Below are 16,614 nucleotides of genomic sequence, written 5' to 3'. Positions count from 1 at the left end.
GAGGCTCTATAAGTATCAAGCTGTTAAAGCGGGACAAATTACAGTTGGCTGGTTCCGCTTCGCTTCACATTTTAGCCAACTACAATTTGCCCCTTAACAGGGCGTTAATTTTCTTAAGGAATATTTGTGTTAGAGTGAATATCCACTCTCTCTCCCACTTTGCTGTACTTTTGCTAAGCCAACACTGTAAAAAACCAGTAAAACGACTTCTAGTCTGCAGCTGATTTTGATAAAAACAACTCCCCATCTTTTAAGGTATATACAGTTTGCGCAATATTAATGGTTTCTTGTCGATGTGCGATGAGTATACGAGTCATATTTAATTGCTGTATTTGTTCACTGATCTGTTTTTCATTATTACTGTCTAAATGACTTGTGGCTTCATCCATAAATAATACAGCCGGTTTGCCATATAACGCTCTGGCTAATAATACCCGTTGGATTTGGCCTCCGGATAAATTTGACCCCATATCACCCACCACTGAATTAAAACCCATGGTCATGTTTTGAATATCTGTCGTGAGATTAGCTAATTGGGCGCAACGCTCTACATGAGAATAATCAGCCTGTGGATCAAAAAAACTAATATTGTCGGCAATAGAACCAGATAATAAAGTGTCATCTTGCATTACGGCAGCAATAGATTTTCTATAGTGTTTAAGGCCAATCTGATTAATATCTCTACCATCCAACAATACTTTACCGCTGGTAGGCTGTAACAAGCCCAGCATGATCTTCATTAAGGTTGTTTTGCCAGCGCCCGACACGCCAGTGATGGCGATACAGTCACCAGAATTTAAGGTTAAATTAATATTGGTTAAGATCTTTTGTTGATCATCACCATAACTAAAACAAACATTTTCCAGCGTTAATTGCCCTTTTATATTGTTAAGATCTCCAATGCCCTCTCTATTCAATTCTTGTGGTGATAATGCAATATCCGCGATTCTGTCTAAGTGTAATCGCATCATTTTAAACTGAATTACCTGTTCAATCAGTGTGGTATAACGTTCTGTGAGTTGGTTTTTATAAGCAATAAAGGCCAGTATCATGCCAATGGTTAAGCTGTTTTCAATCACTAACAAAGCCGCAAAATAAATCACTAACACATTCTCTAAACCAAATAACAACTTGTTAAAGGAATCAAAACTTATTTTTAATCGGCCAAGTCGGATCTCGCTATTAATCACTTCTGCATATCGGTTTTGCCAAATCCCTTGCTGCTGAGACTCGTTGCCAAATAACTTGATGGTTTGCATAGCACGTATATTTTCTAAAAAGTTGGTTTGTTCTTTTGCTGAATTCTGAATGAGTTCTTCTGTGGCCAAATGCAATGGCCGATACAAAACAAGCCTAATCAATGTATAAAGTACGATAGCTCCCAACACGACAAAGGCTAATTTAACGGAATATAACAACATCATAACCAACACAGTAATTGCCATAACTCCATCAACAAAGGTTTCAACAAAACCCGTCGTGATCCGTTCTCTAATTTGAGCCAACGAACCAAACCTCGATACAACATCGCCAATATGGCGAGATTCAAAATAAGACATAGGCAAACGCAATAAATGGGACAACAAATTCACGCCCATTTGCATATTTAACACACTTGATAAACGTAAGATAAGCCAACTTCTCACCGCATTGGTGAATACCGATAATATTGCGATTAATGCAAAACCAATGGCTAAAACCATCAATAACGGTTTATCAAAACTCACCAGAACTTCATCCACAACCCACTGCATATAATACGGGGTCATCAACACAAATAGTTGTAATACCATAGACAAGCCTAATAACTTAATGAGGCCAGATTTTAACCCGGACATTGAACTCCACAATTGAGAGAGTTTCATCCTTTGTTGTTCTTGTTTTATTTCAAATTTACTTGTGGGCGTTAACTCCAAACATATTCCGGTAAAGTGCTTACTAAATTGTTCTAAATTCAGAGTACGCTTGCCACTGGCTGGATCATTAAAATAGAACTTGGCTTTTTTGTCTCGCCCGGTAACTTGCGTTAACACAACAAAATGATTCATATCCCAATGTAGGATGCAAGGTAGATTCAGCTTATGAATCTCATTTAATGGACATTGCAGCGCACGACTCGCTAGACCTAAACTGTCACCAACTTCAATAAGCTGCTGTAGATTCATGCCTTTTAAGTTTGCACTGTAACGTTTACGCATAGCTTGTAAATCAAGCTTATGGCCATGATAACTAGCAATCATCGCCATGGAAGCTAAACCGCATTCTGCAATTTCTGCTTGAAGAATAAGTGGAACCGTTCGTCCTACTGAAAATTTAATTAAGTTGTTCGGTTCATTTTGACTGTCATCCATGCCTATATCCTTAGGTTAATTAACGTCCTATAACACCAATAAAAATAAAACTTCCCCTCTATGCGTATTTAATACATATGAATTAATAGTGCATTTAAATGTCAGCATGTGTTGTTGATTCTTGTCGCGAATCAGGATCATCTTCTATTTGAATTTCGCCACACACTGAAGTGTCATCGTATGAATAGTTATTCCAAAAACAGAACTCATCCCATTTTTTATCTGTATTCAACTCAAACATATCCATAAATTCTCTCAGAGTTAAAAACCCCCAATCTGGAACAAAGTTATATTCCACAGAGGTTACGGTTCTTTTCATCTCGAGTGGTAATTGAGGAGACATTGGATAATGAAACCAAGGCCTTTTCATTTCAAACATCAGATTATGAAAAGTTAACCAAAATGCCCGCCCTTCCGGTGAAAAAGCAAAATCAAATGCATGTAACTCAGCATCATCGGTTTCAATTAACTCATAAGATTCAAATATTAGCGGCACTGTTTTTCGATAATCTTGGAATTCAAATTCGTACTCCAGGTCTACTAAAATTTGGTTTTCATCAATAAATTCGGTCATATCTGTTTCACTGACAATCCGAATACGCCAAACGTTATAATCCGTGATGAACAAAGCGCCGGTATAAAACGTTTTATTAAAATGCTCAGGGTAGTTATCTGTAACAATTTTAGGTTGCGCCCGATAAAATTCAGTACCATAAATGAAGGTGTTTTTAGCAACTTTCCCCATAGTGCTGCACGAGCTAATGACAAACAGCAGTAATATTTTGATCAGTAATTTATAAATCATAATTCCCTCTACTTTTTCTATTTATTACAAGATTAAAAAATCAATTGTTCGCACCTTGCATTGCATCAAGGTCATCCTCAATCCGAATATCGCCACACACTGAAGAGTCGTCATATTGATAGTTATTCCAAAAACAGAAGTCTTCCCAACGTCTTTCTGTATTTAATTCAAATAACTCCATAAATTCTCTTAATGAAAGGTATCCCCAATTAGGAGCATAATTGTAAAGAATCGACTCTATTTCACGTTTAATATTCGCAGGTAATTCGGGTGAAACTGGGTAGTTAAACCAAGGCTTTTCCATTTCATAAAAGTGATTTTGATAATCTTTCCATAATGACTTACCGCTATTAGAGAATGAAAAGTCATAAGCATAATATTGTTCATTATCTTGTAACACCTCTATTTTTTGTTCAAATAATAGCTCAACAGTAACTCGATGAGTTTCAAAGTTCAGCTCATATTCAAGTTCTGTAAACGTCTTATTATTCAAGAAGTACTGTTCAAGGTTAGCTTTTGAATGAAGACGCACCCTCCATTTTTCGTAATCCGTTGTTAACAATTCCGATGTGAAAAAAGTTCTTTTCATCCAATCGGGGTAATTAGATCTAATTGATTCTGGTTGAACTGCATATATTTCTTTTACAGAAATAAAACTAACTTTTGCAACCTTTCCCATAGTTGAACAGCTGCTAATAATGAAACATAGAACTGATAAGGTGAATATTCGTATACACATAATTTTCAAATTTAATTTTGCTAAATATATCCCTTCAATATGAAGGGATATAATAGATCTTAATTAGATATATATTTAAAGTAATAACCTACAATTATTACAATCGCTAACACTGGGTCCATTCCGCCAGATACCTGCTCAATCTCACTTAAATTTAGCTCTTTCATAACTACTCCTTTTATTTTTTATAAGCTAATATCATTGCAACCAAAGCTACAATTCCGACTATAGCTAAATCAGCTAAGCCCCCATTTACTTGTTCTACTTCATTTACGCTTAATTCACGCATAATTTACTCCTTGTATCCGACATAAACTTTTATACAAAAGTCTGTCGGGGTTGTTTATTAACTAATACAGTATTAATCACTGTAATTAGCCCTTAATTAAGCTGGTATTAGTTGCTCTTGCCAAAGATTAACTAGGCCAGCCACATATTTCCCAACAGGTGTTTTACTACCCACAACCTCTTTAGAAAATCCTTTTAAATGTGTTAACTGATTCGCCCTTTTAGGCTATAAACAGGTTCGAATAACCACTCGATTAATGTGCGTTGCTCTAACATAATGTCGGCTTCAAATAACATTCCGCTGATAAGCTCTATTTGCTTACCGTAAGCAACAAATTGTTGATGTTCTAACTTAGCTCTTAGGCGATACATAGGTTCATTTAATTGCACAGGCAACTGCGCTTCATTAGGTGTAATTAAGGCTTTATCTATTCTAGTAATTTGGCTTTGTATAAATCCAAAACGTTGATAAGGGAATGCATCAAATCGTAACCGCGCAAATTGCCCTGATTGAACAAAACCAACTGAACGAGTCGGTAATAACAATTCAGCCACTAGTTCGCTTCCCGCTGGTAGAATAAACATGAGTAATTTAGATGTTTGCACAGCTTGTCCTTCAACAACTTGTACTCCGGTTACTGTGCCATTATGACTGGCAGTAACGGTATATTCGTAATTACTGGTTAGTTGCGAAATTTGACGATCAACTTCCACTTTTTGACGGTTAATAGTATTAACTTGTAAGGCGTATTGCTGAGGGGCTCTTGCTAAATTATATTCCGCTAAGTTCAGCTCTTTTCTTTGCTGTAATAACAATCTAGTTATATTTTTTTGCTCAAGCTGAACGCTTAATAATGACTGGAGTTGGTTATCTTTTTCTAACTCAGATAAATAACCATTATTATTCAACTTACGAAAGTCACCTTGTTGATTCTGCAATAACGTAAATTTTTGTTGAGCCAATAATAATTGTTCTTCGAGTGCAGCTTGTTCTTTAATTAATGATTCTATATTTTGTTTTAGGTTAAGTACTTGCTGTTTTTGCAGGGAATGATGTTGCTTGAGCTCATCGTCGAATAATAAGGATTGTCTATTTAACTGTGCTATTAACTGTTGGCTGACAGCAATGCCTTCATGATTATTTTGTTGTACTCTCAAGGACACTAATACTTGCCCTTTAGTTACCTTGTCACCCTCTTTGACCCATACCTTTTCAATTGTGCCGCTCTGATTTACCAAGCTTTTGATCACGCCTTTATTAGGCATTAAAAAGCCACGTACGGTTTCTTTGCGGGAGTACTCGGCAGTAAAAAGAAAAACAATAATAGAACTAGCGATTAACAATATTGAGATAACGGTGAGCTTAAGAGACATAGGTTGAGTTAACACAATTGCGCCAACTAACCGCCCATTTTGATGTGAAATAGCTTCCTTTCTAAATAAAGACATATCTGTTCCTGGCTGTCATTTTCCTAATAAAGGTAATTATTGTATGGAAAATGACTTTGTCAAATTTATTGTCTACTTTTTAATCATTTATTGTTTTAACGATAATCTCCTTAATGTTTGGTAAGAAAACAATTTAATGAAGCTTTATTAATTTATCTGTGCTTTTTTGAGTATTGTAATGTATCAAGTTGATAATATTGGTAAAAAGCGTTCCATTTCCACTTTTATCAAGTTTAACTTGCCCATATCTGTTAACGCATTTACTTGTAGGTTTTTATTTGGTATAAATTTCATACAGCTTTTATATTATTCAGTTGAGGGAAATTGTGCGTAACTTTTCTAAAATAAAAATACCTAGAGCTTTACTCATGATATTTTTTTCATCTCTTTTGATCAGTGCATGTGCAACAACATATCAATATCAAGATATAGCATCAGAGGTTACTGTACCGAGTAATTTAGCTACTAAGATTGAAAAGCGTTATTCAATTTACTCAAAAAAGTACTTAATAGAACTCCCAGAGTCTAGGCACATTGGTAATAATGCATACAGTTATATAACGCCAAGTGAGTGCAAATATATTAACTCTTTTAAAGGTATTATTTCACTAAATGAATATCAGAATGTGCTTAATATATTACGCCCATACCATGCAGCAATTGATCTTCTCTCTAGAAAAAAGTCAAATTATTCATTCAAACGTTTAAGCAACATTAAACAAGACAATTTAAACCGACTAAACAAAAAAAGAGACGCCTTGATAAGCCAATTTTCCAAAAAAAGGTTAAAACGGGAGCCAGCACTGAAACTCGCTAACCAAATAAAAGTGATTGAATATGAGATTGACTATATCCAAAACGCACTATTATTGGATCCAAGAAACTTAGTCAAAGATCATAGGGAGTTTAGGAGATCCTACCAAGTTATGCTGGATAACGCTGCTGATAACATCACTTCATTTACGGAATCTGGGATATCCGGATTAAGGACATTATCTAACATAGAAAATGGGGTATATAACTCTAGCTCAAATTGTGTCGAATGGAAGCCAGATTTGTTAGCTAATTACCCCAATCGTAATGAATTGATTCGAGATATTGAATCACAGCCTTTTCACTCTAATAAGTTTGAACAGGCCTTGTTTGAGAAAATGAAAGCAATTATCAAAACATCATCTAATGAAATTAACATATACGTGCAACAAATTAATGAACCAATTGGTTTATTCGCAGCATTAATCCCGTTTAGAGGATACGAAAGAAGTAAGCTCATCACCAAAGCTTTAGAAGAGGAAGGCATTATTGATAAGCTCAATATCAAATTAATAACTCTTAGAAAAGAAGCAGCGATAAAGAATAAATAAATAAAAGAAATACACAAGAAAAAATATGAACAGAAAGAACGTAACAGAGAAGCAGAAATCGATGCACTGTTAGAAAAAATTGATTAATCACTACTGATACTATGAGCTTGCTTAACCGAGATGGATTTTAAGGCGCTATGAATATTAAACTCTTATTATTATTGTTTTTTTTAACGGTTAATGAAGCGTATGCCAAGTTTCATATTTCCGATCCTGTATTAATTATTAACGAAAACAGTATCAGTGTTTGGCCAGACAATTATAAAAAGCCAGACAGGTATATCAGTTTGATGTACCAACGAGGACAAGAAAATACCTCGGGAAGCCTTATTGCAAAACTAGACATTGACGTTTATGGGAAGGTGCAAAACTGCCAAACACTTTATAAAGACGATGAAGACTTTGATTTAGATATTATTGAAGGGACCTGCAGAAAGTGGCGTTTTGATTTATCTACTTTTACGGATACTACTCTCCCCAATAGTTTCATTTTTGGCTTAAACTTTGGCACCAAAAAAATGAAACTTCCTGCAGAGGCTTTATCAAAAGCAAAGGAAGTAATGAAAACGTTACCTATCGCAGATTCCTCATATGTTGAACAAGCTGAAAGGTTATCGTTAACGCCACCTAGAGGGGCACTAGCTAAAGATTATAGAACGAAATTTGGTTTATTTGTTGAGGAGATAAAAGCGGATTATTCTGATGACGTTATTGAATATTTAACCAAAACCTTTTATTCAAGATCAAGAAACGTTAGTAATTGTACGAACAATAAAATCTGTAACCTCAAACTTTATACCAGAGATGAAAAACAAGTTGCTGAGTATAACTTTCACAGTGGTATATTTTATCGTGTTAAAGAAACTGATACAGACAGTCTAAAACTTGCTAATCAGAGCTTTTCAAAATTTAAAGTGATTGCTTATCATCTATCACGGGATAACAAAACCATCATTAAGTACATTTTAGCCCCTAATTTCCATCACCTACTTCAAGAAATGTATGTTGCATTTTCTATTGGATATGCAAGATCATGTCTACAAGATAAAGATGTTTACCATTATGTAGAGAAATATAAACGCACAACAACACAAGTCTATACAGGAACTGAAATTAGCTCTGAAATATACACTAGCCACGACTTTAAAATCGACCGAGCTTTCAAACAGAAAATATTCTCGAATCATAATAGAATGGTTCCTTTAAAAGATATTGCTATGAGATATCAAGGTGTTTCACTTAGTGCTTTTTTTAACGATGGAAATATCGGTTGTGACTCTGCTGAGGTCAAAAAAGTGAGATTTTTATTGTTAAATTATAATATGTGGTCGTGAGTATGAAGGCGATACATAAAATTTGCCAAAAATGGTTTATATGTGTCAAAAACGCAAAAAGCCACTAAGTGGCTTTTCTATAATGATTAAATTGTTGTTTTACTATTCGTCTGCTTTTTTCACACGGATAGGTTTGCCGCCTAATACAGTGCCGTTCAATTTAACGATAGCTAACAACGCTTTTTTATCATCAGCAATCTCAACAAAACCAAAACCTTTTGATTTTCCAGACATTTTGTCTAACACTAAATTACAATATTCAATGTCACCAAACTTGGAGAATACTTCAGATAATTCGTCCTCGGTGGTAGAACGTGAAAGGTTACGAACTAATATTTTCATCTCTGAGCCTTGCTTTTGTTGTGGATAATATCAATAGTTGTACATTGTCCCAGACAAAGCAACATATGCCAAGTAATAACCATTGGATCAAGACCTAAAGTGCATTGGGTTAATTATTAGCACTTTCATTTTAACCTCCGTTACATTACGATTCTTACCATTAATGACAAACAATATGCGCTAGATGACTTTCTTAGTATCCCAAAAACGATTCTTCAGCCTGTGCAGTTTATTATTGTTTATTTTATCCTCTACTACCCTGCAAGCTAATACAGACATAAAAATTGCCGTAGCCAGTAACTTCCATTACAGCTTGACTCAATTATTAAAAAATTACCCTAAAAACAAACAAATACAGTTTAAGTTATCTTCCGGCTCTAGCGGTATGTTGTACGCTCAAATTAAACAAGGTGCGCCATTTGATTTGTTTTTATCGGCCGACACTCTACGCCCGCAATTACTTGAACAAGATAAGCTCACCCTTTCACGACAAACTTATGCGCTGGGTAAATTAGCCTTATGGTCAAATAAAACAAACCTATATAAGCATCCATCCAATAAATCAGGCTCGAGCAAAGCCAGCTACACTGAGGTTTTACAATCCAACAAAGGAAAATTAGCGTACGCGAATCCTAAGCTTGCTCCGTTTGGGCTGGCTGCAGAGCAAACGTTAGATTCATTAAAGCTTAAGCAAAATAATGTAATTTTAGGCAACAATGTTAATCAGGTGTTTCAGTTTGCAGATAGCAATAATGTGGATTTAGGTTTTATTCCCTTATCTTTATTAATACAAGCGCAGCTGCAACTCAAACAAGAAAAATATAACCATTATTGGTTGATCCCAAACCAGCATTACCAAACCATTGAACAGCAATTAGTAATATTAAAACGCAGTAAACATATCCATGAGGTTCATCGATTAGTAGAATACTTATTATCACCAACCGTGCAATCTAAGTTAGAAAAAATGGGTTATACAGCCGTTTCGACATCATTAGCAGGAAACAATAAATGACCGACTGGTTTGCAGATGCACAAGCCCTTTGGCTAACTATCAAACTTGCGGGTTTAACCGTCATTTTATTGTTATTTATTGGCATACCTTTAGCTTGGTGGTTAACTAAATACCAAGGCAAATTAAAACCTATATTTGAAGCTTTGGTTGCCCTGCCTTTAGTATTGCCCCCTACGGTTTTAGGGTTTTATCTGCTTGTGGCCTTTTCCCCTGACACTTGGTTTGGCTCGTTTTGGTTAAGCTTAACTGGCGAACAATTGGTATTTAGTTTCAGTGGCATTTTGTTAGGTTCGTTAATTTATTCATTGCCTTTTGTAGTACAACCTCTCATGGTTGGTTTTTCTCAATTAGGCCATCAGTACGATCAAGTCGCGTCGAGTTTAGGGGTTCCGCCCTTTAAACGTTTTGTATTTTTGATCTTACCTTTAATCAAACCAAGTATTATCAGCGCCGCAACATTAGGCTTTGCTCATACCTTGGGTGAGTTTGGTTTAGTGTTAATGATTGGTGGTAATATTCCAGGCGAAACACAAGTATTGTCTATTGCCCTATATAACCATGTTGAAATGTTAAGTTATGACAAAGCACATAATTTGGCGCTAGTCTTATTGTGTTTTTCTTTTGTCAGTTTGACCTTGTTATACAAATTTAATAAATCTTTTTATACGTTAAATAAATCATGAATACGCCAATAGAAAATTCGCATATATCTAGTAATGATGATTTACACATCAAGGTTCAGCGTACAATTAAACATATATCTGAGAAACAGAAAGATGACCATTCCTCATTGTCTTTAGATATCGACGTAATCCTGCCTCTATCACAAGGTATTGTTGGCATATTTGGCGATTCTGGCGCGGGGAAATCGACGTTATTACGCACGATTGCAGGTATGGATACAGGTTTAAAAAAACAAATAGAATACAAAGCGCATTGGCAAGATCAGCGTATTGATAAACTTCCCGCAGATCAAAATCCGTGTTTATTGCAAACACAACAAGCGCAGCTTTTCCCTAACCTTACGGTACTGGCAAATTTAACTTTTGTAATTAAACATTCATCTTGGACTAGTTCATGTCCGTTTAGTTTAGAGCAAGTGATTGATTGGTGTGGTATTCAACATTTGTTAAACCAAACCAGTACGAGCTTATCTGGAGGTGAACAACAAAGAGTGAATCTAGCCCGTAGCTTATTGTGTGGCAAACCTATTATTTTGTTAGATGAACCTTTTTCAGCATTAGATTGGAATACCCGAACAGAGCTGCTGAGTTTGCTTGTACAGTTACAGCAAAACTATCAACTCTATTTTGTCATTGTGAGCCACTCATTAAAAGAACTCGCACTTACGACAGACAATTTAATCGTGATTAAAAACGGTAAGGTTAGTCAGATTGGCGTCAGTGAAATATTAATTCCAAAATTAACGACCACCAGTAACCAAACCGTATTTTCTAAATTGGAACTCAGTGCACCAACCCCATTGCCACAACATCATCTAACTCAATGGCAGTTAACTAATGGCCCCAACTCTGAACAAGACAATACATTGGTCATCTATTGCAAAGGTTTGGAGCAGAACCAACTTACTCACAAGACAATTATCATTGACGCTAATCGTATTAGTTTGTCTAAACAAGCTAACTTATCCAGCAGCATGTTAAATCACTTACCCTCACAAGTTACCGATATTAACATCATCGATATTCAACACTTGCAACACTTAGTATTGGTGTCATTAGACATTAACGGCCAAACCCTGCTTGCCGAAATATCACAATTAAGTTTAGAGAAAATGAACTTGGCTGTTGGCGATGACGTATTTGTACAATTTAAAGCGGTTTAATATTAATTTCATTAAGAATAATTAACGATAAATCTTAATTTCTAAACTTAAACAGTTGGGCATTAAGGCTAATTCATATACCATTTAGCACTTGCTTGTTTGTATGTTGTTTGACTCCAAACATCCCCCAATTTAACGAGATATTTAGCTATTATGATCTTTTCTTTTTTTGAAAGACTGTCAAACCCATTCCCTAAAAATGAAAACCTAAAACCGCCAACAGGTTTGTTTGCTTTTTTAATGTATTACTCAAAAGGCATGATGCTCCCTGTGATTGTGGTTTCTTTAATGGGCGCATTAATTGCGGTCTTAGAAGTCTCTTTATTTGGCTTTTTGGGACAATTAGTTGACTGGTTATCCACCCAAGACAGAGCCACATTTATTGAGAACAATCAAACGCAACTGATTTGGATGGGTGCGTTAGTGCTTATCGTTTTACCGCTATTAGTCATCATTCAGTCGTTAATTACTCACCAAACGTTAATGGGTAATTACCCAATGAAGATCAGGTGGCAAGCGCATAGCTATTTATTGGCGCAAAGCCTGTCGTTTTTCCAAAATGAATTTGCTGGTCGTGTAGCCACTAAGGTAATGCAAACTTCACTTGCGGTACGAGAAACCGTAATGAAAGTGTTGGATATATTGGTTTATATCGGCGTGTATTTTATCTCTATTGGGGTATTAGTTTTTAATATTGATTGGCGTTTATCAACACCACTTATTTTATGGTGTGTGGTTTATACCTTACTTTTAAAAATATTATTACCAAGGCTTAAAAAAGTATCTCAAAAACAAGCTGACGCTCGTTCGTTAATGACAGGCAGAATTGTTGATAGTTATACCAATATCCCAACCGTAAAACTGTTTTCTCATACTGACCAAGAAGCGGAATACGCTAAAGACAGCATGGATGGATTTCTACAAACGGTATATCCACAAATGCGTTTAGTATCTTGGTTATATTCAGCGGTTTGGATCAACAACGCTATTTTGTTATTTAGCATGGCAAGCATGGCTATTTACTTGTGGTTACAACAATCGGTTACGTCCGGCGAGATAGCAATAGCCATTGCTCTATGTTTACGTATTAATAACATGTCACAGTGGATCATGTGGGAAGTATCTGCCTTGTTTGAAAACATAGGCACAGTGCAAGACGGCATGAATACCTTAGCCAAACCAATAGACGTACAAGATATTAACCAAGCAAACGACCTTAACATTCAACAAGGTGCGATTGATTTTAGAGACATTACCTTTAACTACGATGAAAAGAATCGCGTATTTGACCAGTTAGACATCAAGATAAAACCCGGTGAAAAAGTGGGTATTGTTGGCCGTTCTGGTGCAGGAAAATCGACCTTAGTTAACTTGTTATTACGCTTTTATAATCTCGATAAAGGCGGTATTTATATTGATGGGCAAAACATTGCAGAAGTTAGCCAACGTAGCCTTAGAGCTAACATTAGCATGGTGACGCAAGATACTTCTTTATTACATCGTACGATCAAAGAAAACATTGCCTACGGTAAACAAAATGCTCAAACCGATGAGATTATTGCAGCGGCCAAAGCAGCAGAGGCTGACGAATTTATAGCTAAGTTAAGTGATAATAAAGGTAATACCGCATACGATGTTCAAGTGGGCGAACGTGGCGTAAAACTGTCAGGCGGACAACGTCAACGTATTGCTATTGCTCGTGTGATATTAAAAAATGCCCCTATCTTAATCTTAGACGAAGCCACTTCAGCACTTGATTCTGAAGTAGAGCAAGCCATTCAAAAAAGCTTAGATAACCTAATGGAAAATAAGACTGTATTAGCCATTGCACACCGATTATCCACCATTGCACAAATGGATAGATTGTTAGTCTTAGATCAGGGCAAAATTGTAGAGTCTGGCAGTCATGCTGAGTTGCTTGCTCTAAACGGTATTTATGCCAAATTATGGCAACATCAAACCGGTGGTTTTTTGGGGTTAGAATAACGTTACATAAAACATTTAGTTAACTCTAAGTTTAATGTTTTGTTGGTATTATTGATTTAATACTGCCATCTAAGTTTGGATTAATTAAGTGTATTTGACGCGCATTTTTCCACTTATTAAGTGGAAAAATGGATTTAGTTAATGGCTGTTTCGTTAATATTTGCTCCATCTCACCACTGTTTTCTAATTGGATTAAGCCATCATGTAATCGTTTGGCTAAAGCAAAATTGGACTTTTCTACAAAAAAGTAAACCGGCGCGGGATAAATCAGCATAATTTGTTTTGCGATGGTTAACTCTGGATACAGGGCGGAAAAACGAGATAACTCACTGTCTATTTCCAATATTGAACGTGGGAAATAATCACATCGTCCTTTCGCGACTAATTCATACATGGCCTCAAAGCTTAATATTCGCGCGACTGTGAATTTATTTGCTTCTAATATGTCTGAGTCTGGCCAATGTAAACCTTGGCAGGCAATTTTGTTAGCTAACTCAATTTCTGAAATTTGATTAAAAACAGCTTCATCTTTTTTATTAATCACTAATAACCGATGTCCCATTAAGCCTTTTACAAGTGGAAACTTTACGGCTAGGTATTCCTTTTCTCGGTCCCAATTAGTCATGGTATGCAAAACGTCTAACTCGCCATTCTCTAACATTTTTAAACTGCGATTTTGGGAAAACTTAAACTGGCGGTATTCAAATTGATACTCACCATAACGGTCTTTGTTTACATCTAAGGCTCGGGTTAATAAATGATGAAAAAAGTCGATACTGCCAATTTGTTGTTCAGAGGTGGCGAGCACTTTTATAACTTGCGCTTGGCAAGTTAAACTAATTGTGAGTAACAAAAATGCTAAATATAATTTCAAAACAACCTCAAAGTTAAAACAGTGAGCAACACTGTCACGCTCTAAGTAAAACACATAATTCTTATTTATCTAATTTCAATTAATTTGAATTACTTACTACATACCGAACAAGTCAGATTTTGGTTCAACTTAAACTCATTAAATGACATGGTAACAGCATCAAACATCAATAAACGTGATGATAAAACTTCTCCAATTTGCACTAATAACTTAATAGTTTCAGTTGCTTGTAACGATCCTATAACGCCAACCACAGGTGATAAAATACCTGACTCTGAACAGGTTAATTCCTGCTCTCCAAACATTGAACTTATACATTGATAACAAGGTTGATCTTTGTCCATTGTAAAAGTAGCAACTTGACCTTCCATCCTAATGGCTGCACCAGAAACCAATGGCGTTTTGGTTTTAAAACACAATAGATTTAATTCGTTTCTAGTCGTTAAATTGTCAGAACAATCCACTACAACATCGTGCTCTTGTATTGTCTGTAATAAGACCTCACCTGTTAAACGTATAGTGTGTGTATCTATGGTTATTTCACTATTTAACTGTTGCAGGCTTTGTTTGGCCGAGTCACACTTATTTAAGCCTACGTTATTTTCTGTATGCAGCACTTGTCTCTGTAAATTGGTTTTATCAACTTTATCGTCATCCACCAGCGTTAACTTTCCAATACCAGAACAAGCCAAATACTGCGCCACAGCACAACCTAAACCTCCCACGCCAATGATTAATACTTTGCTGTTCCAAAGCTTCTCTTGCCCATCAATATCCATATTTGGCAACATGATATGACGGCTATAACGTAGAAGTTGTTGATCGGATAACGGTTTTACTATTTTTGCCATGGTTTAGAGGTGTGTTGTTTTATTGGAGATGATTACCACCGAGCATAACCTGTTTCGTTTAAACAACAAATAATGTTTGCCATTTTTCATGATCAACAATCGTTACTTTATTGTTATTTCTGGTTATTAGCACTTTCATTTGAGTCTAAAAATAAGCCATCACAAGTGTTTATTAATTAGTAAAAATCGTTATGATGAAGATTCACAAAAATTAACTCCGAGCTAATACGTTCATTCGTTTCATCGCCTAACCTTATTAACTTGCTGATGTTTAACATTATTGTTTTACAGCAACTTGATAAATATGGCGGATTAGCCGTAGTCATTTCGATGTTTGAAATGTACTGCCAGGGTCACAATAGAAATGTTGCTGGCCTCCCACATTTGGAAAGGTGTTATGTTACAAGACAATTTTGGCCGTAAGTTTGAATACTTACGGTTATCCATCACTGATGTCTGCAATTTTAGTTGCAACTATTGCTTACCCGACGGTTATGACTGTTCAGGGGCTCGTGACTTCCTAACTGTGCCTGAGATTAAAACCTTAGTCAGCGCATTTGCCAAACTCGGCATGAAAAAAATCCGCATTACCGGTGGTGAACCGGGACTCCGTAAAGACTTAACTGACATCATTCGAATTTGTCGGGACACGCCAGGCATAGAACAAATAGCCATCACCACCAACGGTTTTAATTTAGAGAAAAAAATCGCCGAATGGATTGATGCCGGGTTAACCCACTTAAATGTAAGCGCAGACAGTTTAGATCCAAGGTTGTTTCAAGCTATCACCGGTCAGCAAAACCTTGAATCTATATTACGCGGAGTAGACAAAGCCACTTTGCTTGGTATTAACAATGTTAAAATTAATGCCGTTTTATTAAAGACCTTTAACTTAGGGCAAATAGATCAATATTTGACTTGGATCAAACACAAACCTGTCACTGTGCGTTTTATTGAGTTAATGGAAACCGGCAACAATAAAGAATATTTTGCAGATAATCATGTCTCTGGTGAGTTTATTAAGCAGAACTTATTGGCAAAAGGTTGGACTCAAGTCATTAAAGACAAGTTAGCTGGCCCGGCCCAAGAGTTTTACCATCCAGAGTCTAAAGGCCGTTTTGGTTTGATCATGCCGTACAGTACTGATTTTTGTAAATCTTGTAATCGTTTACGCGTAGCATCCAATGGTAATCTGCACTTATGTTTATTTGCCGAGCAAGGCATAGATTTACGCCCATACTTAACTGAAGATGGCGTTGATCAAACTTGTGATGCTTTACTCACCGCCATGACGAACAAAGTAGTCGGTCATGAACTCGCTAAAAATTTCACTGGTGCAACAACGCACTTAGCCATGTTAGGGGGATAGA

At 36.0% G+C, this 16,614-nt stretch carries 15 protein-coding genes and 1 riboswitch; of the genes, 7 read left to right on the top strand and 8 right to left on the bottom strand.

Annotated elements, in window-relative coordinates:
• Positions 1-209: 209 nt before the first annotated feature.
• The 5 genes from KO505_RS03505 to KO505_RS03485 all read right to left on the bottom strand — a co-directional run bounded on the left by KO505_RS03505 (position 210) and on the right by KO505_RS03485 (position 5,632).
• On the bottom strand, positions 210-2,351 hold the full coding sequence (locus KO505_RS03505; RefSeq protein WP_216054063.1) for a peptidase domain-containing ABC transporter: 2,142 nt from the start codon (positions 2,349-2,351) through the stop codon (positions 210-212).
• Between the two features lie 94 nt (positions 2,352-2,445).
• Positions 2,446-3,156, bottom strand: a complete 711-nt coding sequence (locus KO505_RS03500; protein WP_216054062.1) for a hypothetical protein — start codon at positions 3,154-3,156, stop codon at positions 2,446-2,448.
• A 40-nt stretch (positions 3,157-3,196) separates the two neighbouring features.
• The gene (locus KO505_RS03495; RefSeq protein ID WP_216054061.1) at positions 3,197-3,835 is read right to left on the bottom strand and encodes a hypothetical protein; all 639 of its coding nucleotides are present in this window, start codon (positions 3,833-3,835) and stop codon (positions 3,197-3,199) included.
• Positions 3,836-4,073: 238 nt separating this feature from the next.
• Positions 4,074-4,184: a class IIb bacteriocin, lactobin A/cerein 7B family gene (locus tag KO505_RS03490; RefSeq protein WP_216054060.1), complete on the bottom strand. Its 111-nt coding sequence runs from the start codon at positions 4,182-4,184 to the stop codon at positions 4,074-4,076.
• 203 nt (positions 4,185-4,387) lie between these two features.
• Positions 4,388-5,632 carry an efflux RND transporter periplasmic adaptor subunit gene (locus KO505_RS03485; protein ID WP_216054059.1) on the bottom strand — a complete coding sequence of 415 codons (1,245 nt, stop codon included), beginning with the start codon at positions 5,630-5,632 and terminating at the stop codon, positions 4,388-4,390.
• A 326-nt stretch (positions 5,633-5,958) separates the two neighbouring features.
• Between KO505_RS03485 and KO505_RS03480 the strand changes: the two genes are divergently transcribed.
• Both KO505_RS03480 and KO505_RS03475 read left to right on the top strand, forming a co-directional pair.
• Positions 5,959-6,996, top strand: coding sequence for a hypothetical protein (locus KO505_RS03480; RefSeq protein ID WP_216054058.1), 1,038 nt, complete (start codon positions 5,959-5,961; stop codon positions 6,994-6,996).
• Between the two features lie 137 nt (positions 6,997-7,133).
• Positions 7,134-8,330 (top strand): hypothetical protein, encoded by a 1,197-nt coding sequence (locus KO505_RS03475; protein ID WP_216054057.1) that lies wholly within the window; start codon positions 7,134-7,136, stop codon positions 8,328-8,330.
• Positions 8,331-8,432: 102 nt separating this feature from the next.
• Here the strand turns inward: KO505_RS03475 and KO505_RS03470 are convergent, their stop codons facing one another.
• A complete protein-coding gene (locus KO505_RS03470) occupies positions 8,433-8,672 on the bottom strand; it encodes an RNA-binding protein (RefSeq protein WP_216054056.1) in 240 nt (79 codons plus the stop codon).
• Positions 8,673-8,856: 184 nt separating this feature from the next.
• On the opposite strand from KO505_RS03470, the gene modA reads away from it, so the two are divergent.
• From modA to KO505_RS03450, 4 genes are all read left to right on the top strand, one after another.
• Entirely contained in the window at positions 8,857-9,687 is an 831-nt protein-coding gene (gene modA, locus KO505_RS03465; protein ID WP_216054055.1) for a molybdate ABC transporter substrate-binding protein, read from the top strand.
• Positions 9,684-10,370, top strand: a complete 687-nt coding sequence (modB, locus tag KO505_RS03460; protein ID WP_216054054.1) for a molybdate ABC transporter permease subunit — start codon at positions 9,684-9,686, stop codon at positions 10,368-10,370. Before modA ends, modB begins: the two co-directional genes overlap by 4 nt.
• Positions 10,367-11,533, top strand: a complete 1,167-nt coding sequence (locus KO505_RS03455; protein WP_216054053.1) for an ATP-binding cassette domain-containing protein — start codon at positions 10,367-10,369, stop codon at positions 11,531-11,533. The genes modB and KO505_RS03455 overlap by 4 nt, the downstream gene beginning before the upstream one ends.
• A gap of 156 nt (positions 11,534-11,689) precedes the next feature.
• Positions 11,690-13,519: an ABC transporter ATP-binding protein gene (locus KO505_RS03450; protein ID WP_216054064.1), complete on the top strand. Its 1,830-nt coding sequence runs from the start codon at positions 11,690-11,692 to the stop codon at positions 13,517-13,519.
• A gap of 31 nt (positions 13,520-13,550) precedes the next feature.
• Here the strand turns inward: KO505_RS03450 and KO505_RS03445 are convergent, their stop codons facing one another.
• Entirely contained in the window at positions 13,551-14,393 is an 843-nt protein-coding gene (locus KO505_RS03445; protein WP_216054052.1) for an ABC transporter substrate-binding protein, read from the bottom strand.
• 89 nt (positions 14,394-14,482) lie between these two features.
• Positions 14,483-15,244: a molybdopterin-synthase adenylyltransferase MoeB gene (locus tag KO505_RS03440; protein ID WP_216054051.1), complete on the bottom strand. Its 762-nt coding sequence runs from the start codon at positions 15,242-15,244 to the stop codon at positions 14,483-14,485.
• 203 nt (positions 15,245-15,447) lie between these two features.
• Positions 15,448-15,655: riboswitch (molybdenum cofactor riboswitch) on the top strand.
• Here KO505_RS03440 and moaA point away from each other — a divergent pair.
• The gene (moaA, locus tag KO505_RS03435; RefSeq protein ID WP_216054050.1) at positions 15,642-16,613 is read left to right on the top strand and encodes a GTP 3',8-cyclase MoaA; all 972 of its coding nucleotides are present in this window, start codon (positions 15,642-15,644) and stop codon (positions 16,611-16,613) included. It overlaps the preceding riboswitch by 14 nt.
• Position 16,614 lies beyond the last annotated feature (1 nt).

Source organism: Psychrosphaera sp. F3M07 (genome assembly GCF_018860345.1).
Classification (GTDB): domain Bacteria; phylum Pseudomonadota; class Gammaproteobacteria; order Enterobacterales; family Alteromonadaceae; genus Psychrosphaera; species Psychrosphaera aquimarina.
The sequence above is the reverse complement of the archived record's forward strand: the minus strand, read 5'-3'. Positions and strand labels throughout refer to the sequence as shown.